The organism is Myxococcus sp. AB056, assembly GCF_006547365.1.
Classification (GTDB): domain Bacteria; phylum Myxococcota; class Myxococcia; order Myxococcales; family Myxococcaceae; genus Myxococcus; species Myxococcus virescens.
In genome coordinates this window covers 1-21,161 of sequence record NZ_VHLB01000120.1, presented here as the reverse complement: position 1 = coordinate 21,161, position 21,161 = coordinate 1, and the positions used below count along the sequence as shown (strand labels likewise).

General features: G+C 70.4%; 19 protein-coding genes. 11 read left to right on the top strand and 8 right to left on the bottom strand.

Translation table 11 applies throughout. The features are described 5' to 3' along the window. Positions 1-292: 292 nt before the first annotated feature. Both FMP39_RS33470 and FMP39_RS33465 read right to left on the bottom strand, forming a co-directional pair. Positions 293-700, bottom strand: coding sequence for a response regulator (locus FMP39_RS33470; RefSeq protein WP_090492128.1), 408 nt, complete (start codon positions 698-700; stop codon positions 293-295). A 13-nt stretch (positions 701-713) separates the two neighbouring features. Next, complete coding sequence (locus tag FMP39_RS33465; protein ID WP_228558554.1) at positions 714-1,163, bottom strand: DMT family transporter; 450 nt, start codon at positions 1,161-1,163, stop codon at positions 714-716. Positions 1,164-1,268: 105 nt separating this feature from the next. Between FMP39_RS33465 and FMP39_RS33460 the strand changes: the two genes are divergently transcribed. After that, complete coding sequence (locus tag FMP39_RS33460; protein WP_141594088.1) at positions 1,269-2,648, top strand: DEAD/DEAH box helicase family protein; 1,380 nt, start codon at positions 1,269-1,271, stop codon at positions 2,646-2,648. Between the two features lies 1 nt (position 2,649). Then, positions 2,650-3,855, top strand: a complete 1,206-nt coding sequence (locus FMP39_RS33455) for a DUF790 family protein (RefSeq protein WP_141594087.1) — start codon at positions 2,650-2,652, stop codon at positions 3,853-3,855. 29 nt (positions 3,856-3,884) lie between these two features. Here the strand turns inward: FMP39_RS33455 and FMP39_RS33450 are convergent, their stop codons facing one another. Next, complete coding sequence (locus FMP39_RS33450; protein ID WP_090492124.1) at positions 3,885-4,250, bottom strand: helix-turn-helix transcriptional regulator; 366 nt, start codon at positions 4,248-4,250, stop codon at positions 3,885-3,887. Between the two features lie 140 nt (positions 4,251-4,390). On the opposite strand from FMP39_RS33450, the gene FMP39_RS33445 reads away from it, so the two are divergent. Next, a complete protein-coding gene (locus tag FMP39_RS33445; RefSeq protein ID WP_228558553.1) occupies positions 4,391-4,750 on the top strand; it encodes a response regulator in 360 nt (119 codons plus the stop codon). Between the two features lie 19 nt (positions 4,751-4,769). Further along, positions 4,770-5,600 (top strand): metallophosphoesterase, encoded by an 831-nt coding sequence (locus FMP39_RS33440; RefSeq protein ID WP_011556054.1) that lies wholly within the window; start codon positions 4,770-4,772, stop codon positions 5,598-5,600. Between the two features lie 83 nt (positions 5,601-5,683). Here the strand turns inward: FMP39_RS33440 and FMP39_RS33435 are convergent, their stop codons facing one another. Next, positions 5,684-7,918: a M4 family metallopeptidase gene (locus tag FMP39_RS33435; protein ID WP_141594085.1), complete on the bottom strand. Its 2,235-nt coding sequence runs from the start codon at positions 7,916-7,918 to the stop codon at positions 5,684-5,686. A 317-nt stretch (positions 7,919-8,235) separates the two neighbouring features. On the opposite strand from FMP39_RS33435, the gene FMP39_RS33430 reads away from it, so the two are divergent. Together FMP39_RS33430 and FMP39_RS33425 are read left to right on the top strand one after the other, a co-directional pair. Next, positions 8,236-9,213 carry an NADPH:quinone oxidoreductase family protein gene (locus tag FMP39_RS33430; RefSeq protein ID WP_141594084.1) on the top strand — a complete coding sequence of 326 codons (978 nt, stop codon included), beginning with the start codon at positions 8,236-8,238 and terminating at the stop codon, positions 9,211-9,213. A gap of 146 nt (positions 9,214-9,359) precedes the next feature. Continuing rightward, positions 9,360-9,665 (top strand): hypothetical protein, encoded by a 306-nt coding sequence (locus tag FMP39_RS33425; protein WP_141594083.1) that lies wholly within the window; start codon positions 9,360-9,362, stop codon positions 9,663-9,665. A 22-nt stretch (positions 9,666-9,687) separates the two neighbouring features. Here FMP39_RS33425 and FMP39_RS33420 read toward each other — a convergent pair whose 3' ends face one another. Further along, the gene (locus tag FMP39_RS33420) at positions 9,688-10,089 is read right to left on the bottom strand and encodes a hypothetical protein (RefSeq protein ID WP_141594082.1); all 402 of its coding nucleotides are present in this window, start codon (positions 10,087-10,089) and stop codon (positions 9,688-9,690) included. Between the two features lie 176 nt (positions 10,090-10,265). Here FMP39_RS33420 and FMP39_RS33415 point away from each other — a divergent pair, with 176 nt between their 5' ends. The 3 genes from FMP39_RS33415 (at position 10,266) to FMP39_RS33405 (ending at position 12,662) form a co-directional block, all read left to right on the top strand. Then, positions 10,266-11,378: an XdhC/CoxI family protein gene (locus FMP39_RS33415; protein ID WP_141594081.1), complete on the top strand. Its 1,113-nt coding sequence runs from the start codon at positions 10,266-10,268 to the stop codon at positions 11,376-11,378. Then, entirely contained in the window at positions 11,375-11,959 is a 585-nt protein-coding gene (locus FMP39_RS33410; protein WP_141594080.1) for an NTP transferase domain-containing protein, read from the top strand. The genes FMP39_RS33415 and FMP39_RS33410 overlap by 4 nt, the downstream gene beginning before the upstream one ends. Positions 11,960-12,095: 136 nt before the next feature. After that, positions 12,096-12,662: a hypothetical protein gene (locus FMP39_RS33405; protein WP_228558552.1), complete on the top strand. Its 567-nt coding sequence runs from the start codon at positions 12,096-12,098 to the stop codon at positions 12,660-12,662. Positions 12,663-12,750: 88 nt separating this feature from the next. Here FMP39_RS33405 and FMP39_RS33400 read toward each other — a convergent pair whose 3' ends face one another. The 3 genes from FMP39_RS33400 to FMP39_RS33390 all read right to left on the bottom strand — a co-directional run bounded on the left by FMP39_RS33400 (position 12,751) and on the right by FMP39_RS33390 (position 18,551). Beyond that, complete coding sequence (locus FMP39_RS33400; RefSeq protein ID WP_141594078.1) at positions 12,751-13,395, bottom strand: HAD family hydrolase; 645 nt, start codon at positions 13,393-13,395, stop codon at positions 12,751-12,753. A gap of 45 nt (positions 13,396-13,440) precedes the next feature. Next, positions 13,441-15,174: a DUF6311 domain-containing protein gene (locus tag FMP39_RS33395; RefSeq protein WP_141594077.1), complete on the bottom strand. Its 1,734-nt coding sequence runs from the start codon at positions 15,172-15,174 to the stop codon at positions 13,441-13,443. Between the two features lie 89 nt (positions 15,175-15,263). Further along, complete coding sequence (locus FMP39_RS33390) at positions 15,264-18,551, bottom strand: adenylate/guanylate cyclase domain-containing protein (RefSeq protein WP_141594076.1); 3,288 nt, start codon at positions 18,549-18,551, stop codon at positions 15,264-15,266. 299 nt (positions 18,552-18,850) lie between these two features. Here FMP39_RS33390 and FMP39_RS33385 point away from each other — a divergent pair, with 299 nt between their 5' ends. Then, positions 18,851-19,774, top strand: a complete 924-nt coding sequence (locus FMP39_RS33385) for a hypothetical protein (RefSeq protein ID WP_228558551.1) — start codon at positions 18,851-18,853, stop codon at positions 19,772-19,774. Between the two features lie 94 nt (positions 19,775-19,868). Continuing rightward, a complete protein-coding gene (locus tag FMP39_RS33380; protein ID WP_141594074.1) occupies positions 19,869-21,128 on the top strand; it encodes a hypothetical protein in 1,260 nt (419 codons plus the stop codon). Positions 21,129-21,161 lie beyond the last annotated feature (33 nt).

The following is a 21,161-nucleotide window of genomic DNA, read 5'->3' as shown; positions in this document are numbered from 1 at the left end:
CTCCAGGCGCCGCCCCAGCTCCGTCCCGCCCTTGCAACCCGCGACCCGCACCGGCGTCCCACACCCGCCAACCCTCCCCATCCGCCGGCCCGCGTCGCACCGTGCCCAACGCCTTAGCATTCGCCGTGCCGTGCCAGCCGGAGCACGGAACACGAATCATTTCAGCGGCTTACAAGGAAGCAGAGCCAGGGGGCGGAAGCGGAGCCGGACGGCGGCCGGAAAAAACTACGTTCGCGGGCCGAACAGCCTGTCCCGGCGTACCGGTCCCCTGTTGAAGCGACGACGAAGCCCTTCAGGCGCGCCCGACAGGTGGGCGCCACAGCCGGAGCAGGTCCTGGGCGAGCAGCTCGTGCATGGCCTGTTGAAGCGAGACGAGCATCTGATGGAGTGACTCGGCGGTGTCACCGTGGGCTTCGAGCACACGCTCGTGCCGCCCGTCGAAGACGCGCAGCCTGCCCGGGACGAGCGCGATGACGGGAAGCGTCGGGTGACGTTTGCGGAGCAAGCCCAGGAAGAGCGGGTGGTCCTCATCCGGGCGGCGCACGTCCACCACCACCAGCGCGGGAGGCCGGGACGTCAGCGAGGCGAAGGCGTCGTCCGCATCCCCGGTGACGGAGATGGCCAGGTCTGGCGCCTCGAGGATACGGCGCAACAGCTCGCGCGAAGGCGCGTGAGGACTGACGATGAGGACCCGGCGCATCTTGCAGCTGAATCTAGCCCTTCCAGACGGCGATGGTGGCGCCGATGAAGGCGAGCCCGGAGCCCAGCACCCGAGGGAACGTCACGGGGCGGCCTTCCACCATCGCATCCCACACGAGGCTGGTGAGGAGCTGCGCCGCCATCAGCAGCAGGACGGACTGCACTGCCCCCAGGCGGCTCATGGCCAAGGGCATGCCCAGGACGATGATGACGCCGCACAGCCCCGGCAACAGGTGCCAGGGCGTGAAGTCGCTCAAGCGGCCCTGGCCCGCCGCGGCCTCCGGCCAGAGCGCCGGCACCGTGCGCACGACGAAGTACACCGCGAAGGTGGCCACGGTCGCCACCACCATGTTCAGGAGCACGGCGCTCATCAGGCCCCACTGGCCCCCGAAGCGACGGTTGAGACCAGCCTGAGCCACGACCGCCAGGCCACACAGCATCGGAACGAGCGAGATGAAACGCATGCCGCGCGTTGGGTACCGTGAACAGCGCATGCCTGCAAGCCTGCCTTCCAGGCCTTCGATGAGACTGGCGAAACCCAGGATGACCGGCTAGGTCCCTACACGCCGATGCCGTCGCCCACCGAACTCCACTTCGACTGCGGCACCCTCGTCGCGCCCACGCTGCCGGAAGATGCTCGCCTGCGAGCCCTCTTCCAGAAGGACGGGCGCACCGGCGTCTACCGCGCGCCCGCGTGGCATTACCGCGAGGCGGTGCTGCGGCTGCGGGAGCTGGGCATCCCCTACGAAGACAAGGCGAAGCGCTTCGAGCCGCTCGAGCTGCCGCTCACCTCGCCCATCCAACCCTTTCCGCATCAGCAGCAGGCGCTGGAGGCGTGGACACGCGCGGGCGGACGTGGCCTGGTGGAGCTGCCCACGGGCGCGGGCAAGACGCTGCTGGCGGTGCTCGCCATCGCCCACGTGAAGCGGCCCACGCTGGTGGTGGTGCCCACGCTGGACCTGATGACGCAGTGGCAGGGCGTGCTGGCGCGCCACTTCTCCGTGCCAGTGGGCCTGCTGGGCGGCGGCGTGAATGACCGGCAGCCGCTGACGGTGACGACGTACGACTCCGCGGCGATGCAGACGGAGTTCCACGGCAACCGCTTCGGCCTGCTGGTGTGCGACGAGTGCCACCACCTGCCCGCGCCCAGCTACCGCTTCATCGCGGAGGGCTCGCTGGCGCCGTACCGGCTGGGCCTCACCGCGACGCTGGAGCGCGCCGATGGCGGCGAGCGCGTCTGCGAGGAGCTGTTGGGTCCCCGCGTGCACCGCTCGGACATCCGGGAGCTGCAGGGTGAATACCTGGCGCCTTATGAAGTGAAGCGGGTGGAAGTCCCGCTGACGCCCGACGAAAAGGCGCGCTACGACACGGCGCGCGCGCTGTACCTGGGCTTCGTGCGCAGGCTGGGCGTGCCGCTCTCCGCGCCGGACGGGTGGGCGCGCTTCCTGGCGCAGAGCCAGCGCAGCGACGAGGGCCGCGCGGCGTACCGCGCCTACCGCGAGCAACGGCGGATTGCGCTCACGTCCAGCGGCAAGCAGGAGGTGCTGTGGCGCATCCTCCTGGAGCACCGGGACGACCGTGTCCTCGTGTTCACCGACGACAACGAGACGGTGTACACGCTGGCGCGCCGCTTCCTGCTACCCGCGCTGACGCACCACACGCCCGTGCCCGAACGCAAGGCATTGCTGGCGGCCTTCGCCTCAGGGGAACTGCCGGTGCTGCTGACCTCGCGCGTGCTGAACGAAGGCGTGGACGTGCCCGAGGCGCGCGTGGGCGTGGTGCTCAGCGGCAGCGCGAGCGTGCGCGAGCACGTGCAGCGGCTGGGGCGCATCCTGCGCAAACGGCCGGGGAAGCGCGCGCTGTTGTACGAGGTGTGCTCCGCACAGACGGCGGAGAGCAGCATCAGCGAGCGGCGACGCCAGCACGGCGCCTATCAGGAGGGCGGCTGAGATGCTGACACGCGAGCTGCTCAACTTCCGCGTGCGCCAGGGCGTCCTGCGCCCCGTCTTCGTGAAGCGCGATGACACGGAGCTGCTGACCTTCGCCCAGGACCTGCTCGCGGAGGTAGCGGCCTCGCACGGCGGCCAGCGCGACGACATCGAGGAGTCGCTGGGCTTGAAGGCCGGCGCCTTCACCAAGCCCAAGGTCGCGCGCGGCCTGGTGAAGCTGGTGTTGGACCGGCTCCTCTTCGACGAGCCCGCGCCCGGCGTGACGGAAGCCCGCTGGGAGCGAATCAAAGCGGCGGGGCAGGTGCTGCGTGCGCTGCCTCCCGACACCACGGTCGAGGACTTCGAGACACGGCTGGCCCAGACGCTCCCCGTCCCCCTTTCCGAAGCCCGAGAGGCGCTGTACTCGGACCTGCCCGGCCACCGCCGGCTGGTGGGGTGGGACGGCGAGGCGCTGGACGCCCAGGACCTGCTGGACCGCTACAACCTGGCGCTGGCGCAGGGCCCCCTGCTGTCCGCGCGGCGCCTCCGCCTGCGAGCCCAGGCGCCAGACCTGCTGCGCGTGCGCAAGGTGCTCCGATGGCTCAAGTTCTGCCGCCTGGTGGCCGAGGTGTGGCGCGACGACGACAACTGGGCGCTCGACGTGGAGGGCCCCGGGGCCATGCTGGCGCTCCAGAAGAAGTACGGCCTGCAACTGGCGACCTTCCTGTCCGTGGTGCCAGTGCTGGAGCGCTGGGAGCTGACCGCCACCGTGGAACCTTCGCGGCGGCAGGCCACGCTGATGCTCAGCCACAAGGACCCGCTGCGTTCGCCCCTACCCGCCGCACTGGGTCACATTCCTCCGGAAGTGGCCTCCCTCGCGGAGGGCTTCGCGGATGACGCCTGGGAGCTGGACCTGACGCCGCTTCCCCGGCACGTGGGCGCCTCCGGACTGTGCGTGCCGGACCTCACCTTCCGCCACCGTGCGTCCAAGAGAGAAGTCGCGCTGGAGCTCTTCCACGCATGGCATGCGGCGCCCCTGGCCCGGAGGCTGATGGAGCTGCGCTCGCGGCCGGACGCGGGCCTGCTGCTGGGCGTGGACCGGGCGTTGGCCAAGGAGGCCGCGGAGCGAGAGACGCTGGAGGCCCACCCGCAGGTGGTGCTCTTCAACGGCTTCCCCTCCGCGCGCAAGCTGCGGGAGCGCCTGGCGAAACTGGAGCCCGGGCGGTGAGCGCCGCGCTCACCCGCCGGCAACATGCATCAGCCGCGCGGCCTGAACTGCGCCGCGAGCACGCTGAGTATCCGAATGGACGTCCGGTCCAACTGCTTGGCCCGGCGCATGAGCCGCCGCAGCTCTGCGGACTCGCCGTAGTCACTGGGCGGCTCGGCGGCCCACTTCACCTCCTGCACCGGCTTGAGGCCCAGCGCCTCGTCCGCGGAGATGGAGAGCACCGTGCACAACCTGCGGAACGTCTGGATGCTCGGCAGCATGTGGCCGCGCTCGAGCCGGCCATAGACTTCGCTCGCGATGCCAATGCGCTCCGCCACGTCGGCCTGGGTCAGGTTCAGTCGGGTCCGAGCAAGGCGAGCCGCTCCGCCAAGGCGGGATGCGAGAGTCTTTTCCATGGGTCGTTAACCTAGCGGGTCCGCACATGTCGATATGACTTGAGAGGTTGGCATCCAAGAACTTCCTGAGTAGTCTTGTAGGTAGGCAACCTCGTGCGTTTGGCCAACCACACAGGTCTCACCCTGCTGGCGCGAAGACCATGCTGACCTTCTTGTTCGTGGACGAAGACCCACGTTCACTCGCGGCGCTGCGGCGTCTCGTGAGGGATTTACCCGGCGGGAAGCGCTTCGCCCGCTGCGTGGAGGAGGCCCTCGCGCTCGTGAAGGAAGAAGCGCCGTCCGTGGTGGTGACGGGCGATCTGCTCCCGGACGGAGACGGGCTGGGGCTGCTGGAGCAGGTGCGTGCGAGCCACCCCCGCACCGCCTGCGCCCTGCATGCGGTGATGCCGCCCCTGGCGCGGGACATCACCTGGATGGACCGCGCCGCGCCACCCTCGGAGGTACATGCCCTGCTGCGGATGCTGAGCATCGGTGCAGCATCGATGGGAAGCCCGCGTTAAGGTGCCCGCTCGACGCGCCATGAAGCTCTACGCCATCAGCGACCTGCACTTGCGCCACAACGACAACCGCCTAGCGCTCCAGGCGCTTCCGGCCCATCCGGAGGACTGGCTCATCGTCGCGGGGGACGTGGGCGAGACGCTGGCGGAGATGGAGCTCATGCTGAGCACCCTCACCCAGCGCTTCCGCCAGGTCATCTGGGTGCCCGGCAACCATGAGCTGTGGACCATGCCGTCGGAGCAGCCGCAGCTGAAGGGTGAGGCGCGCTACCAGCGACTGGTGAGCCTGTGCCGCAGCTACGGCGCCCTCACGCCGGAGGACCCCTACCCTCGCTGGCCCGGCCCGGGCCCCGAGCGCGTCATCGTCCCCATGTTCCTGGGCTACGACTACACGTTCCGCCCGGACCATGTGCCCGCGGACAAGGCGCTGGAGTGGGCCTGGGAGGATGACCTGCTGTGCACCGACGAGGTGCTGCTGCACCCCGAGCCCCACGCCAGCCGCGCCGCCTGGTGCGCCGCGCGCGTCGAAGCCACGCGGGCCCGGCTGGACGCCCTGCCCCCGGGCTGCGCCACCGTCCTCGTCAACCACTACCCGCTGCGCTACGAGCACGTGCGGCTGCCGCGCATCCCCCGCTTCTCCATCTGGTGCGGGACGAAGCAGACGGAGGACTGGCACACCCGCTACCGCGCGGAGGTCGTCGTCTCCGGCCACCTCCACATGCCCGCGACGCTGTGGCGTGACGGCGTGCGCTTCGAAGAGGTGTCGCTGGGCTACCCCGTGCAGTGGAAGTACCGGGGCGTGCACGCGTGGGAGAGCTGCCTGCGCGTCATCCTCCCCGGCCCCACGCCGTAGAAAGCACGAAGCCCCGGGCGCCGCGTGAAGCGGAGCACCCGGGGCCTCATCGGCGCGGCTCAAGGCCGCGCCGTCACTTCAGACTACTTGGGCAGCGGCTCGAGGAAGGAGCCGATGAGGACGATGCCCTCGAAGCCATCCTTCGCGCCGTAGACCTCGATGTAGTAGCGGCCGGCCGGAGCGTTGATGAGGTTGCACTTCTCCGACTGGTGGTCCTTCACGCTGCGGCAATCGTAGTCCGCGTGCGTCGGGGCGCCACCGCGCTTGACGTAGAGGTCGGGGTTGCCCGTGCCCTCGCCCGTCTGGATGTAGATGTTGTTCTTCCCCTGGCCCGGGCGACGCTCCGGAACGTCGAGGATGAACACCTGCGAGGAGCCCGCCGCGCCCGAGAGGTTCTCCACGGCGATGCCGCTCTCGATGGGGACGTAGCCACCCTCCCAGGTAACGGTCAGCGTGGCGTCGGAGTACGCACGGTAGCCATTCACCATCGCGTACCACTTGCCGTGCTGCGGAGCCGCGAAGGTGCAGACCTCGTTGTTGCCACCGGCGTACGGGCGGCAATCGTACAGCGCGGTGGTGGGCGCGTTGTTGTAGCGGACGTACAGGTCGGCGTCACCCGTGCCACCCGACAGGGTGAAGCGCAGGTTGTAGGCACCTTCCGGCACCGTGACCTCGAAGTACTTCTTCTCGTTGGCGCCACCCGACACGACGACCGGCGTGTCCTTGACGATGGGGTCCGTCGGCGGAGGCGGAACCGGGACGCTGACGCCAACGGCCTTCCACGCGTTCGACACCGACTCGATGGTGGCGGCGTCGTAGCCGAGCTGCGCCGCGGCCTGCTCCGAGATGGTCTTCGCGGCCTCGAAGTTGGACGTCGGCACCATCAACGTGTTGGCCTTGTAGAAAATCTGCGCGGCCTTCTCGATGCCAATGCCCGCCACCACGATGGTGCTCTTGCCGCGCGGGTGCGTGCCACCCTGCGACAGGAGGTAGAACGCCAGGTTGGAGATACCGGAGCTGTAGTGCACGCCGGTACCGGGCACGTAGTTGTGGTAGTGGTCGAGCGAGTCGCCATCCAGCGCCGGGTCGTTCATGTAGCGCAGGGCGTCGTTCGGGATGGACGGGGTCCACACGTCGTCGCCAATCAGCCAGTGACGCGGGGAGACCTCGTCCGCGCCGTCGCCGTACCACTCGCACACCGCGCCGAACACGTCGGACATCGACTCGTTCAGGCCGCCGGACTCACCCGAGTAGATGAGGTCCGACTCGTTGTCCGTCACGGCGTGGGTCAGCTCGTGCGCCGTCACGTCCAGCGAGTTGGCCAGGTTGGTGGCCGTCACGCCGTCGCCATCGCCGTACACCATCTGGGTACCGTCCCAGAAGGCGTTCACGTAGTTGACGCGGTGGTGCACGGTGCTGATGAGCGTGCCGCCCGCGTTGTCGATGGAGTCACGACCGAACAGGGTGTTGTAGCAGTCGTAGACGGTGCCCAGGTGGTCGTAGTTGGTGTTGACCACGGGGTCCGCCACCGGCGCCTGGCCCTCGGTGCGAACGACCGGACCCGGCAGGGTGGTGGTGTTGTTGCCGTTGTGGAGGCGGCGGTCGAGGGACTCCTTGATCTGCGGGATGCGCAGCATCACATCCGCGTTGCGCGCGTCCACCAGGACCCAGTCGCGAACAGGCGTGCCGTCCGCCTTGTTGCCGTGCTGGACGACCTTGTACATCAGGCGCAGCTCGTCATCGACGCGCCAGTACACCAGCTCCGGGTTCTTGTCGGTGACCCAGCCCTTGAGCGTCTCGCGGTCGGAGTCCACCGCGGACGTGGCAACCTCACCCGCGATGGTCGCCTTCAGCTCGGCGCGCAGGTCGCTGCGGACGTTGGTGTTCGCCGCGAAGACCTTGCCGTTGCGCGCGTGCAGGATCAGCTCGCCGCCCAGCACCGGGATGTCGTTGTGCTTCACGGAATAGCGGTAGTGGCTGTCACCCTGCTTGTCCGTGTGCGCCTTCTTGAAGACCAGGTTGCCCGGCTCCAGACGGAACGTCGGCGCCACGGCGTCGACGACCGGGGCCAGCGCGGACGCGTTGAGCGCCTTGGGACCCGCGGCCGGAATATCCGGCAGAGCAATCGACAGACCGGTGACGAACTGCGCCACCTTCTGGTTGTCCGTCAGAATGACCTTCGCGCCATTCTCCAGCATCGCCGCCTTCGCGGCATCCGTAGGCTTGTCGGCCTCGGGGGCAGGGGTGGACTCGTTGCAACCGACAACGACAGACAGCGCCGCGACACCGAGCGCTCCGCGCACTCTCTTCTGCACCATGTAATCCTCCTAAGCGGAAAGATTAGGAGGCACGATGACACAGGGATGACGCGTATTTCAAGGTTGCGCGATTATTTCAGTTTCTATCCTCTTCTTAGATTTCGGGTTATTTACGATTATTCCTTTAGTTTCATGGTTTTACGAGGTCCACTGCCAGTGCGAGCCACCTTCTACGTGACGTGACAGGTCGTCCAGGCGGGCCTCGGTTTTCCACAGGTCGTGTGAACTTTGTGCCGGACTCGGGGTCCGCCCGCGCGCGTGAGGCAACACTGGCATCGCCGTGGCTGGCCATTACGCTTCCTGTCCGGGAGGCAACGATGCGCGCATTGCAGCTACAGCGGCTGGACGGCCCTGACGGGCTCCAACTGGTGGACGTGCCCGAGCCCGAAACGGAGGACTCGGTGCTCATCGACGTGGTGGCGGCCGGGGTGAGCTTTCCGGACCTGCTGCTCACCCGGGGGCAGTACCAACTCAAGCCCGCCCTGCCCTTCATTCCGGGCGTGGAGGTGGCGGGCGTGGTGCGGCAGGCCCCCGCGGGCGCGGCGGTGAAGCCCGGGCAGCGGGTGATGGCCTTCAGCTTCGGTTTGGGCGGCTTCGCCGAGGTGGCCGCGATTCAACCGGAGATGGTGTTCCCCATCCCCGCGGACTGGAGCTTCGAGGCGGCCGCGGGCGTGGTGATGAACTACCACACGGCGCACTTCGCGCTGCACCGGCGAGGCCGGCTCAAGGCGGAGGAGAGCGTCGTGGTCCATGGCGCCGCGGGAGGCGTGGGCACGGCGGCGGTGCAGGTGGCGCGCGGCGCGCAGGCACGCGTCATCGCCGTGGTGAGCGACGCGCGCAAGGCGGACGTCGCCCGGCGGGCCGGCGCGCACGAGGTGCTGCTGTCGACCGGAGACTGGGTCGCGCAGGTGCGGGAGAAGACGGGCGGCCTGGGTGCCAACGTGGTGGTGGACCCGGTGGGCGGCGACATCTTCGACAAGAGCCTCAAGTGCCTGGCGCCCGAAGGCCGGCTGCTGGTGGTGGGCTTCGCGAGCGGGCGCATCCCCGAGGTCCAGGTGAACCGGCTCCTGCTGCGCAACATCGACGTGGTCGGCGTGGCCTGGGGCGGCTTCCTCCTGCACGAGCCATCCCTGACGCCCACCATCGCCAAGGACCTGGAGGCCATGGCGGACCAAGGTGTGCTCACGCCTGTCGTGGGCCCGGTGTTCCCGCTGGAGCAGGGCGCGCAGGCCCTGCGTGAGCTCGACGCCCGGCGCGCCACGGGCAAGGTGGTGCTGCGCATGCGCGAAGGCTGACATGGCCAGGAGGCGCCGGCGCGAGCGTGCTCGCGCCCGGTGCCCGTTGATTGAACGCCGGGCATGCGGCCTGCCGCGTGTGGCCATGCCCGGCGCTGCCGACTTCGCCGAGGGGACACCACCTTGGTGCAGGAGGTGACGGCACCATGGCGGATGACATTTTGGAGCGGCAGCACCAGCGCGAGCGGGAACAGGAGCGCAGGCGGCTGCGCGAGGAGGAGCAGAAGGACCTGGACGTGGAGTCCCATCGGGGACCGCGTCCCCTGGAAGGCTACGCGGGGGGCCACACCTCGTGGACGGACCAGCAGGATGACGACTCCGCCCGTCAGGTGCATGCGGGCGATGCCCAGGCCTCCTGGGAAGCCAGCGAACGACAGGCGCGACTGGAGCCGGAACCCGAGCCCGCGCGCCGTGAGGATGAACCGCCGCCGGGTGGCGAGCGCTCCCGGTGAAGCGCGGCCCACGACGCGTGGGTCAACGAAGCTCGGGCACCTCGCGCTCCAGCGTCTCCGCCGCGCGTGCATCCTTGGGCAGGCCGAAGCGCTGGCGCGAGCACGCCAGCAACTGCCCCGCGTAGACGGTGTCCTCGAGCGCCTCCTGGTAGCGGCCCAGCCGCGCCAGCGTGCGTGCCCGCTCGTCCACCAACCGGGCCAGGATGCGGGCCTGCTCCGCGTGTGAGAACAGGCGGACCACGGAGCGCGCGTCGAAGCACACCAGTGTGTCGAACTCCATGCCCAGCGCGGCCGTGCAGGCTTCGCGGATGTGCAGGAGGCTCGTGTCCAGAGCCGCCTCCGCCCGTGCCCGGGCGATGTCCGGAGCCAGACGGCCGAGTTCTCGCACGGCATTCAGGGTGAAGGCGTAACGCAGGACGGGCATGCGGATGGGAACTACACCCCAGCCGCGAGGATTCATCCAGTCGCCGCGAGTGTCGAGTGCCGCCCCCAGGCCCGCCCCGGGGCACTCCCGCGAAAGAACGTCACTGGCCGGGATGGAATGGCGCCGACTACAGTTTCTCGTCGCGTTCCAGTCACCCCCACCAAGGACGACGAGACATGAAGGACCTGGACGCCATCCTCCGCGCGCGGGCGCAAGCTCGCGGCCCCCTGGTCCTGGCCACGGTGGTCGAGGTATCGGGCTCCGCCTACCGGCGGCCGGGTGCGCGGATGTTGATGAGCGAGGACGGATGGCTCGCGGGCGGCATCAGCGGCGGCTGTCTGGAGGCCGACGTCGTCCGCAAGGCCTTCTTCTGGACCACCACCGGGCCCCGCCTGCTGCGCTACGACTCCACCAGCGACACCGCCGAGGACGAAGGTGCCTTCTCCTTCGCGCTGGGCTGCAACGGCGTGGTGGACGTGCTGCTGGAGCGCTGGGAGGCGGGCGCGGGAGAGGCCCTCTCCTTCGCCGCCGAGGCGCGGGAAGCGGGACGCCGGGCGGTGGTGGCGACGGTGTACCGGGGCCCCGCGGACGCCGTGGGTTCCCGGTTGAAGCTCCGCGATGACGGCACCGAAGCGGGCCAGCTGTCCGGCGCACTGGGAGACGCCGTGCGCGACGCCGCACGCGAGGCGCTGGAGGCAGGCCGGACGTGGAGTGGCCCCTGCGGCGGCGCGGACGTGCTGGTGGAAGTCGTGGAGCCACCCCATCCCCTGGTGCTCTTCGGCAGCGGCTTCGACGTGGCCCCGGTGGTGAACCAGGCCGCGGCCCTGGGCTGGCATGTCACGGTGGTGGCGGACCGGCCCGCGCAGGCCCTGCGGCGCCGCTTTCCCCAGGCCCATGCGGTGGTGTCGGCGAAGGCCCCGGACGCGCCCGGTGCGGTCCCCCTGCCGCCCCGTGCGCTGGCCGTGCTGATGACACACAGCCTGCCGCAGGACCGCGAGCTGCTGGCGCAGCTCCTCCCACGGCCCCTGCGCTATCTGGGCGTGTTGGGACCTCGCTCGCGCACAGAGCGATTGCTCGCGGAGCTGCCCTCCCCGCCCACCGACGCGCACCTGGAGAAGCTGCACGCGCCCGTGGGCCTGGACCTGGGCGCGGAAGGCGCGGAGGAAATCGCCCTGTCCATCATCGCCGAGCTTCAAGCGGTGGTCGCCGGACGCGAAGGCGGCAAGCTTCGCGAGCGGCGCGCGCCCATCCACACCGCCGCGCCCCCGCAGGTGCGGAGGCTCGCATGACGGTGGGCGTGGTGCTGCTGGCCGCGGGCGGCTCCTCGCGGCTGGGCCACCCCAAGCAGCTGGTGCGCTACCAGGGCTCGACGCTGGTGCGGCGCGCCGCCGAGGCCGCGGCCTCCTTGCGGTGCGGCCCCGTGGTGGTGGTGCTGGGCGCGTCGCGGGATGCGGTCGCAGCGGAGCTCACGGGCCTCGCCGTGCGCACCGTCGACCATGCGGACTGGGCCGCGGGCCCTGGAGGCTCCCTGTGCGAGGGACTCCGTGCGCTGCGGGAGATGGAGCCCCCCGCGCTGAACGCCGTGCTCGTGTTGCTGTGCGACCAGCTTCGCGTGGATGCCGCGCACTTGCGGACGCTGCTGGATACCTTTGAACGGACTCGCGCGTCCGTGGTGGCCTCCGCCTACGAGGACACTCGAGGCGTACCCGCCCTCTTCGCGCGTGACGTCTTCCCGGAGTTGGAGGCGCTCAGCCCGGGCCAGGGCGCGCGCGGTGTGATTGCGCGCGTGGCCTCGCGCGTGGTGGACGTCCCGCTGCCCGGGGGTGGCGACGACGTGGACACGCCCGAGGATGTCTCGCGGCTGACGTGAACCGAGGCCGCATCCGTCGCGCCGCGAATACGCGCATCGGCCCTGAGGCTGGCCCTCTGGTACGTCAGTGCGTATTGCCACCGCCGCGCACCGCTCCCCACCTTCTGCGCGCAGGACTTTCAGCAAAGGGGGGCTCATGTCCAAATTCAGGTTCCCGGCGGCGCTGGCCGCCTCGGCGGTGATGTGTTTCTCGGTCGGCTGCTCCAGAAATGCCAAGACATCCCAGGGCGGGATGCCACCCACGGCGCAGCAGGTGCCACGGCAAAACGAAGGCCTGCCGCCCAACGCGCAGGCGGAGATGAAAACGGACTGCCCCATGGACGTGTCCGGCGCGCAGGCCCGCGCGGAAGACATCCCGGAGGGCGTGGCCCTCATCATCGTCACGCCGGAAACCGACAAGGTGGCGGACCTCCAGCAGCGCAGCCGGAGGATGATGCAGTTCCAACAGGAGCACGGCACGGGCGGCAGCGGCATGGCCCAGCCACCAGGCGTGGACTACAACGAGATGGGCGGCCGCGAGGAGCCGGGCTCCGCGGGCGCGCCGTCGGTGCCGTCCATCGCCAGCGTGCATGACTCACCGGAGGGCGTCGTCATCGTCTACACCGCCGTCGACCCAGCCCGGCAGGACAAGCTGAGCTCCGAAATCCACCGGAACGCGAAGTACCTGGACACGGGCAAGTGCCCGGGGATGGCGGCGGACTGAGCGAGACCTGAGGCCAGCGCCCGAGGCCCTGCCCCCCGCAGTCCAGGTGGCCCGTGCGCTGGCTTCATCCCCCCGAAGAGGCCCGCTGTCACGCCAGTGGCGGCAGGTGCGTCAGGAGCCGCTGCAGGTCCGGCTGAAGCTCGTCCGGTGAGGCGCTCGCGAGCACGTCCACCGGATGCGTGCCCCAGGTGACGGCGTAGGTCCGCAGCCCCGCTGCCTGCCCCGCGCGCAAGTCCAGCGCGGTGTCCCCCACCATCCACAGCCCGCCCGTGCCCAGGGCCGCCAGCGCGTGGTGGATGACGTCGGGCGCGGGCTTGTGCGGAAAGCCATCCGTGCCCTGGACGTGGTGGAGCAGCGAGCCCAGGCCCATGGCGTCCACGAACTTGCGCGCCATGTCCGGGCGCTTGGTGGTGGCCACCGCCAGCAGGTAACCCCGCTCGCGCAGCGCGCGCAGCACCTCCACCACGCCCGGGTAGGGCCGCGAGCGCCGGTGGAAGTTGAGCGGGTAGTGCTCACGGTAGGCCACGCACAACGCGGGGACGTGGTCCGGCGCGAACTGGCTGTACATCCAGTCCAGCGGATGGCCGATGAGCGCACGCACCTGCTCGTAGGTCGGCGCCGGAAGCCCCAGGTGCCTGAAGGCGTGGAGGAAGCTGTCGATGATGTCCGGCAGCGAGTCCACCAGCGTGCCGTCGAGGTCAAAGAGGATGCCGCGAGAAGAGGAAGCGCTCACGCACCTTCCATACCCCCTCTCGCGCCCCCTGTCCTCCCTCCGGACTCAGGGCGAGGCGTGCTCCAGCGGAGCAGCGGGCGCCTGCTCCAGGAGGCACATCCACAGCCGCTCCTCCTGCACACAGCGCGTACCGCGAATGGCGCGGAACTCATGGAGCCGCTGCGGAATGGAGAGGTAGATGGTCTCCGGGTCGAGCTTGCCCGCCCGGATATCGTCGTCGAGCCCCAGGCAGTAGGGCTGCGCGCGCGCGTCATCCAGCCGCGCGACATAGCCGCTGTTGAAGGTGAGCCCCAGCAGGTAGGCGCGATAAGCCCAGCGGTGGAAGTCCATGGGCCCGGCGCGGCAGCCCCGCCCGGAGCCGTCATGCATCTGCGGCGGGTAGAGCACCAGGTGCTTGCGTCCCACGGCGGCCTCGCGCAGCGCCTCGGACGGCTGCGTGTTCCAGGCCGGCCCTTCCTTCGCTTGATGACCCCGCCCCAGATTCACATCGAAGGCTTGCAGCACCAGCGCCAGGGCCAGCAGCGACGGCGCCACCGTGGGCCGAGGCAGGCGGATGAGCGCGAGCGCGGAGCCCAGCGCCAGCACGTAGTACAGCGGCCACACGAAGCGGCCGGAGGAACGGAAGGGCTCCACCCACCGCATCACCGGCGCGTAGAGGCCCGTCAGGTCCGCGATGAGCTCGCCTTGCAGGGTGATGCGTGAGGACAGCGCGAAGAAGCCCAGGCCCAGCGCCACCAGCCCCACCGGCACCAGCCTGCGCCACTGCCGCGCGACGAGCGGCGCGTCCCGCACGAGCAGGATGAGCGCGGCCCAGAGCGCGAAGAGCACGCCCAGCCCCAGGTAGCCGAAGCCTTCGTACTGGGCGCCCTGCCTCGGCAGCGAACCCAGGAAGCGCGACCAGGAGTCCCGGTAGCCCAGCGGATTGACGAACGCCAGGAGGTCCGCGGAGAACCCGCCGAAGGCGTCGGCGCCCAGGGTGCGGACCGTGCCGAGGTAGCCCAGCACGTAGAACAGCACCAGCACCACGCCCACGTTCACCACGGCGCCGAGCAGCGGCCACCACCAGGGCAGCCGCCGCTCCAGCGCGGTCCGCATGCACAGCGCCAGCGCGAGCGACAGCACCATGGCGGTAATGACGGGGTGCACACCCGCGGCGAACACGCACAGCGCCAACGCGATGCCCAGCGCCTGCTTCGCCTCGCGCGCGTCCCGCTGCGGAATCAGGTTCAGCCCCACCAGCAGCACGAGGGTCCAGTGCGCGCACAGCGCTTCGTGCGCCATGCTCATACGCGCCAGCAGCGTGGGCGACAGCACGAGCAGCGCGCCCACCATCCACTGCTGCGGCACTGTCGCGCCCATCCGCCGCGCCACCCACGCGGACGAGGCGCCCTGCAGCATCAGGCACATGCACATCCACGGACCGATGTACTGGAAGTCGGCGGGCAGCAGGCTGGAGAACGGCCGCAGCAGCAGCGCCACCCAGGGGACGGCGTCCATGTAGCCGAGCGTCGTCCCCAGCGGATGCAGGTAGCCGTCGATGGCGCCCAGCGGGAAGCGGAGCGGCTCGTTGCGGAAGAACAACCAGCCCAGCAGGTGCTGGCTGAAGTCGTCACGGATGAGCCAGGCCAGGCGGGTGGGATTCAGCGCCGCCGGACCGTAGATGGCCAGGAACGCCAACAGCCCCACCCCGGCGGCCCCCAGCGGGCCCGCGTTCGCCACGACGAACGATGCAACCGTGTCCAGGATGCGCCGCAGCCGCTCGGGCAGGGCGGGCCTCATGGACGGAACTCACGCGTGGCGACGGAGACGAAGGTGACGCGCGCTTCGGGCATGGAAGCGCCGCTTGAAGCACAGCCGTTTCAGGGGCGTCAAGCAGCCCCGGCGCAGACAGGGGCGCCCCTGCCCTCCACCTCCAGGGCCTCCACGTCCTCGGGCTCCGAGGTGAGCCGCCACAGGGCTTCCTCCAGAAAGCCCAGCGCGCCACGCAGGTCCGACGAGGCGGCCTCTGGCGGGGCGCTCCGGGCCCGCGCGATGCGCCGGCGCACCGACTCGAAGGCCCGCTGCGCCCGCGCGACGTCGTCCCGGGCCGCCCGCGCCTCCGCCAGGTCCACCGCCGCGCGAAGCAGCGCGGCCAGCTCGCGCAGCACCGGGTCGTCCCGCAGCTCCGGCGCGCCCTCCAGCACGACGAAGCTCGCCTCCGCCGCCGCTGCATCTCCCACGCACGCCTCCACCACGGCCCGGTACACCGCGAAGCGCAGCACCTGCCCGCGCGACACGCGCCCCAGGCCGGACACCGCCTCCGACAGCCGGGCCCAGGCGTCGCTCCACGACCCCAGGGCCAGCTCGGCGCGCCCCAACTCGCCCAGCGCGGTGCCCTCCAGCAGCCGCTGCCCCAACTGCCGGCCAATGCGCGCAGCGGCAAGCAGGTGCTCGCGCGCCTCCTGCGGGCGCCCTTCCTCCAGCAGGTAGCAGCCCAGGTTGAGGCGAGCCAGCGCATGCCCCGCCCGGTCTCCCACACTGGCCGAGCGCGCCATCGCATCCTCCAACAGGCTCATCGCCTCGCGCGTGCGCCCCATCTCCCCGATGGCCACCGCGCAGTTGGACAGGAAGCCCACCTCGAACGTCACGTCGCCCACGCCGTGGAAGAGCGCCTGCGCCGCGCGCAGGTGGGGAATGGCCGCCTCCGCGCCGCAGCGGGCCTGCTCCACCAGTCCCAGGTTGCCCACGGTGTAGGCGTCCAACCAGCGGTCGCCCTCCGACGACAACAGCCGCGCTTCGCGCACCAGCGCCCAGGCCTGGGACAGCTCCCCTTCGTGACGGGCCACAATCGACAGGTCCACCAGCACGCGCTTCTCGCCCGCCACCGCGCCCAGCGTCCTCAGTGATGCGCGTGCGCACTCCAAATCCCTGCGGGCCGACACCAGGTCGCCCGCCTCCAGGAACACGCGGCCACGCACCGCCACGGCCTCGGCCACCAGCCTGGGCGCGCCCATCACCCGGTCCGTCAGCGCCAGCGCCGCGTCCAGCCGTTCGAGCAACAGGCGCACCGGGCCGCGCGTCACCACCTCCGGCTCCAGCGCCACCAACGCCTCCAGCGCCCGCTCCACCGAACGCGACGTCGCGGGCTCCACGGCCAGGGCATTGTCACACGCCGCCAGGAGGTTCTCCCGCTCCAGCGCCAGCCGCTGCAAAGCCTCCGCGCCGCCCTGGCTGCGCACCTGCGCGCGCAGGCCATGGGCCAGTGACAGGTACCAATCCGCGTGCCGCTCCGCCAACGCGGCCGCATTGCCCACGCCCTCTTCGGCCAGCCGCGCCGCGGCGTACTGACGGATGCTCTCGTACTGGCCCAGCCGGGAGTCACCACCGGGCAGCTCCGCCTCCAGCACGCGCAAGAGCGACTTGACGCGCAGCGACTGGAGCACGTCCAGCACGGCGGGCCCGTCAGGGGGCAGCCCCAGCACCGCTTCCGCCGCCTCCAGCGTGAAACCGCCACGGAACACCGAGCAGCGCGCCAGCGCGGTCCGCTCCTCCGGCTCCAGCAGGTTCCAGGACCAGTCGATGGCGCCTCGCAGCGTCGCCTGCCGCGCGCGGCCATCACGCCGTCCCGTGCGCAGGAGCTCGAAGCGACGCGTGAGCCGCTCCCGAAGCTGGCTCACGCTCAACAGCGCCATGCGCGCGGCGGCCAGCTCGATGGCCAGGGCGATTCCATCCAACTGCCGCACGATGTCCGCGACCATCGGCGCCTCGCCGGCCGTCAGCTCGAAGTAGCCTCGGGCTTCCCGCGCTCGCTGCGCGAACAGGCGCACCGCGTCCGACCGGACCAGCTCCTCCAGCCGGGACTCGCCTTCCTCCGGCACCGAGAGCGGCGCCAGGTCCAGCAGTCGCTCACCGGGAAGGCCCAGCGCCTCGCGCGACGTCGCCAGGAAGCGCGCGCGAGGCGCCAGTTGGAGCCAGCGCCCCAACGTGGCGGGCAGGTGCTGCACGACCTGCTCCAGGTTGTCGAGGATGAGCAGCACGTCACCACAGTCATTCAGCGCGCGCCCCAGCCGCTCCGCCGGCTCGGTCGGGTCGCCGTCCGCGCGCAGGGGGATTCCCAGTGCATGGCCCACCGACAGGCAGAGCGCCTCCGCAGTCTGGGCCTCGGCCATCTCACACAGCCACACCCCGCCCTCCCATTCCCCCGACTCCAGCTCCAGCGCACCAAAGGACGTGGCCAGCCGGGTCTTGCCCATGCCACCCGGCCCCAGCAACGTGACGAGCCGCGCGCCATCCGCGAGCCAGCGGCGGAGCTGCCCGAGCTCGGTGCCTCGCCCCACCAGTCCCTCTTGGAGCACGGGCACGTTCCCCTGGCGATCTCTCGGCGCTCGTGGAACTCCGAAGCGCCGCTCCGACAGGTGCGCGGGCAGCACCTCCACCAGGGCCACGGCATCATCGATGCCCTTCAATCGGAACGCGCCCAGGGGACGCACCGCGGGACGGCCCAGCGGCTCCAACGCCTGCGCGGCCTGCGCCCAGGCGCCGCCACTCACCAGGACCTGACCTCCGTGGCCCGCGGCCGCCACACGCGCCGCCACGTTCACCATGCGGCCCAGGTAGTCCGTCCGGCCGGAGCGCGCGTCCACGCGGCACTCCGGCTCGCCCACGTGCACGCCCATGCGGACCCGCAGGCCCCGGAACAACAGGCCTCCGGGCCCCACCTCTTCGGCGGCCTCGGGCTGGGAGAGGATGTCCACCGGCCAGGGCGCGCGCAGCAGCACGTCCTGCGCCTCCAGGCACCACGTCAGCGCCTCCAGCACCGAGGGGAACGCAATCATGAAGGAGTCCCCCTGCGTCTTCACCTCGTAGCCGGTGCTGCCGACCAGCAAGGAGCGCAGGACGCGGTCATGCACCTCCAGCGCGTCACGCATGCCCGCGCCACAACGCTCCCACAACCGCGTGGAGCCCTGGACGTCGGTGAAGACCAGCGCCACGGAGCCCTCGGGAGGCGTCGCGGAGGCCGACTGGGACTCCTGGCCGGGCAGTGCCCTCAGCATGCCCGCCGCGGAGCCTGCCAGCCTTCTGGAGGACACATCACCCATCGCACGCTCCTGCGATGCCCGTTCCCGCTGAAGAGATGACACCACGCGGAACGAACACCGCCCATGCGTGACGGGCACATGCTCCGGGCCTCAACACAGGCAGCATCCGGCACGAGACGCTCGCGCGCGGACGCGTCCACAACGCCACGGCACCCTCGCCCCGGGAGGCACCGCCGGTGTGAACCCCGTGCCCACCTTCAGCACGCCTCGACTGTCCGCGACTGCAAACATTGCCCGCGGGTACGGGTTGCCCGCATGCATCCCTGGTGCAATTTTTCGCGCCGGCCACCCTTCACCCTGCCCGCACTCCTCGGGGTGGCCCCGCCCGGACACTTGCACCGCGAGCCGTCCGGCGACCTGGACCCACTGGGGAGTCGATGAAAAAGACACTGCTTCCGAAGACGTTTCCGATGTTCGCCCTGACGATGCTTGGCATTGCTGGCTGCGAGCCTCCGCCGCCAGACGCCGCGTCGCCGACCGGCGCGCTCACGCAGCCGCAAGAGTCATTCAACGGGCTGTCCTTCAATGGCCTGTCATTCAACGGGCTGTCCTTCAATGGCCTGTCATTCAACGGGCTGTCCTTCAATGGCCTGTCGTCGGAAGCCTTCAACACCTGGTTCCAGGCCAATCCCTCACTGGCCGACATGGCGATGCGCTACGTGGTCCGCTGCGCCGTGCCCGCGGGGCAGACGCGCACCTACACAGAGCCCGTGATGGAGCATTCGTACACGTGGGAAGGCGGCCTGGGGTTGGCGCCGGACTGGGCCAGCGGAAGCCCGGCCACGCTGACCGAACAGCAGGTCGTCTCCGCGTGCCTGGCGGCCCACGCCAACCGGCTGGGAGAGGAGCTGCTCATCTCCATCCTCGGCCTGGACGGCGCTGGCGCCGTCATTCCCTACACGGCGCAGGAGCTCGCCACGCATTCCCGGCAGGAGTCGTGTTTCTTCGGCAACCTCTTCAACGCCGAAGGCATCCACGTGGGCGCGGAGCGCGCTCCGCTGAGCCCCCAGGAGAGCACCTCGCGCGCCTGCGCGGGCCTGCTCCACGATGGCACGGAGACGCTCGTGCCCTGCGCCCCCATGGTGTACGTGGGCGCCTGCACGTCCCACTGCGCGCTGGACTCGAGCGGCCTCTACTACGAGACGTGCACGCTCGGCGGTGTCACCTACCGCCCCATCACCACGCGGCTGTCCCCCACGAATGTGAATGTGTGTGGAGACAGCGTATGTCAGGCCACGGAGCAGTGTGGCACCTCCAACCGGTACGACAGTTGCGCACAAGATTGCGGCCCCTGCCCGTGAGGTGAGCCGCGCGAGCGTCTGCTGTTGGACGCTTGACGCGTACGCGTGGAGGAATGGATTGGAAGGCGCATGGGCGTGGCTACTTCCCTCTCTCATGCACCCCACCCCATCCCGCCCCATCCCCCTGGGCCTGCCCCGCGCGCTGCTCGTCGCGAGCGTGCTGCTGGCCTCGACGTCCCACGCCCAAACCACGCCGCTGGAGGACAACAACCGCATCACCGCGGGCTACATCGAACTGGCCTATGAAGTCGGCGGGCTGCTGGACCCCACCCTCACCCCGGGTGGCACCAGCGCCGTGCGGCCCAACTGGTTCGTCTTCGCGCCGCATGCCTCTCGCACCGGCGGCGAAGGCCTTCTCGGCGCGTCACTGGCCCGGAGCGTCATCCGCGCCGCCCGCGGACAGCCGTCCCTGTCGCTTCAGCAGGCGCTGGGGCGCGTGGGCCTCACGGGCACCCTGCATCAGTCCGTCCAGCAACTCGGTCTGCAACTGGTGCTGTCGGGCCTGCCCTTCGACGTGGCGGCGTCGCTCGCCTCACTCACCACGGCGCTCAATGGCGCGGCCCTGCTGGACGTGCGCACGTTGCTCACCACCACGGCGCGCTTCGCCGCGCTCTACGCGAGCGCGCCAGGCGTGCTCCCGCTCGACAAGGCGGAGCGCATCGTGGACACGCTGGAGCGCACGCTGAACGAGAGCAACCTCGCCATCTTCACGGACATTGGCGGCTCGGGGCGCCTCTACATGGACTGGCGCGCGGGGGCCGGCGTGGTGACGCCTGAGCGCGTGCTCACGGAGTTCACGCTGGTGGGCGCGGTGCCCACCCAGTCCCGTCAGGCCTATGACTACGCGCTCGCGCACGCCTTCGACACGCCGCGCCCGTTCGAGTTCGACACCCTCTTCCCCGGCATGCACTGGAAGAGCCTGCTGGTGGCGGCCTTCACGCTGTACGAAGAGGCCCGCCTGGCGCCCACGCCGGCCGCGCGCGACGCGCTGATCGCCATGGGAAACAACTACATCGCCTGGCGCGAGCAGCACGACATGGCCCAGCCTGTCTTCTCCCCCGCCGTCCAGCGCCCGGACGAAGTCTCTCGCGTCGAACTGCTGCGCGCCATCACCCCGCTGCTGACCACGGACTTCGGGACGATGACGTGGACGTACGCGGACTTCGCCTACAGCCGGCCGGACCGCGACGGCAACCCGCTCACCTCGCCGCCCACTGAGTACAACTGGGCCATCTTCTGGGACCGCTGGACGGGCATTCTCTTCGCATTCGACGCGGCCTATCTTCAGCCCACGGCGCTCTGGGTCATGCCTGAACCCCTGGTGGACCCCACGGCGGCAGCGAACGGAGGCTGAGCGCGCATGGGCGAGTCGGGGCGGCCTGGGGGG

Bases quoted from the DNA above. Each gene is read 5' to 3' on its own strand.
- FMP39_RS33470 (WP_090492128.1), bottom strand. From the start codon at position 700: ATGCGCCGGGTCCTCATCGTCAGTCCTCACGCGCCTTCGCGCGAGCTG.
- FMP39_RS33465 (WP_228558554.1), bottom strand. From the start codon at position 1,163: ATGCGTTTCATCTCGCTCGTTCCGATGCTGTGTGGCCTGGCGGTCGTG.
- FMP39_RS33460 (WP_141594088.1), top strand. From the start codon at position 1,269: ATGCCGTCGCCCACCGAACTCCACTTCGACTGCGGCACCCTCGTCGCG.
- FMP39_RS33455 (WP_141594087.1), top strand. From the start codon at position 2,650: ATGCTGACACGCGAGCTGCTCAACTTCCGCGTGCGCCAGGGCGTCCTG.
- FMP39_RS33450 (WP_090492124.1), bottom strand. From the start codon at position 4,250: ATGGAAAAGACTCTCGCATCCCGCCTTGGCGGAGCGGCTCGCCTTGCT.
- FMP39_RS33445 (WP_228558553.1), top strand. From the start codon at position 4,391: ATGCTGACCTTCTTGTTCGTGGACGAAGACCCACGTTCACTCGCGGCG.
- FMP39_RS33440 (WP_011556054.1), top strand. From the start codon at position 4,770: ATGAAGCTCTACGCCATCAGCGACCTGCACTTGCGCCACAACGACAAC.
- FMP39_RS33435 (WP_141594085.1), bottom strand. From the start codon at position 7,918: ATGGTGCAGAAGAGAGTGCGCGGAGCGCTCGGTGTCGCGGCGCTGTCT.
- FMP39_RS33430 (WP_141594084.1), top strand. From the start codon at position 8,236: ATGCGCGCATTGCAGCTACAGCGGCTGGACGGCCCTGACGGGCTCCAA.
- FMP39_RS33425 (WP_141594083.1), top strand. From the start codon at position 9,360: ATGGCGGATGACATTTTGGAGCGGCAGCACCAGCGCGAGCGGGAACAG.
- FMP39_RS33420 (WP_141594082.1), bottom strand. From the start codon at position 10,089: ATGCCCGTCCTGCGTTACGCCTTCACCCTGAATGCCGTGCGAGAACTC.
- FMP39_RS33415 (WP_141594081.1), top strand. From the start codon at position 10,266: ATGAAGGACCTGGACGCCATCCTCCGCGCGCGGGCGCAAGCTCGCGGC.
- FMP39_RS33410 (WP_141594080.1), top strand. From the start codon at position 11,375: ATGACGGTGGGCGTGGTGCTGCTGGCCGCGGGCGGCTCCTCGCGGCTG.
- FMP39_RS33405 (WP_228558552.1), top strand. From the start codon at position 12,096: ATGTCCAAATTCAGGTTCCCGGCGGCGCTGGCCGCCTCGGCGGTGATG.
- FMP39_RS33395 (WP_141594077.1), bottom strand. From the start codon at position 15,174: ATGAGGCCCGCCCTGCCCGAGCGGCTGCGGCGCATCCTGGACACGGTT.
- FMP39_RS33385 (WP_228558551.1), top strand. From the start codon at position 18,851: ATGAAAAAGACACTGCTTCCGAAGACGTTTCCGATGTTCGCCCTGACG.
- FMP39_RS33380 (WP_141594074.1), top strand. From the start codon at position 19,869: ATGCACCCCACCCCATCCCGCCCCATCCCCCTGGGCCTGCCCCGCGCG.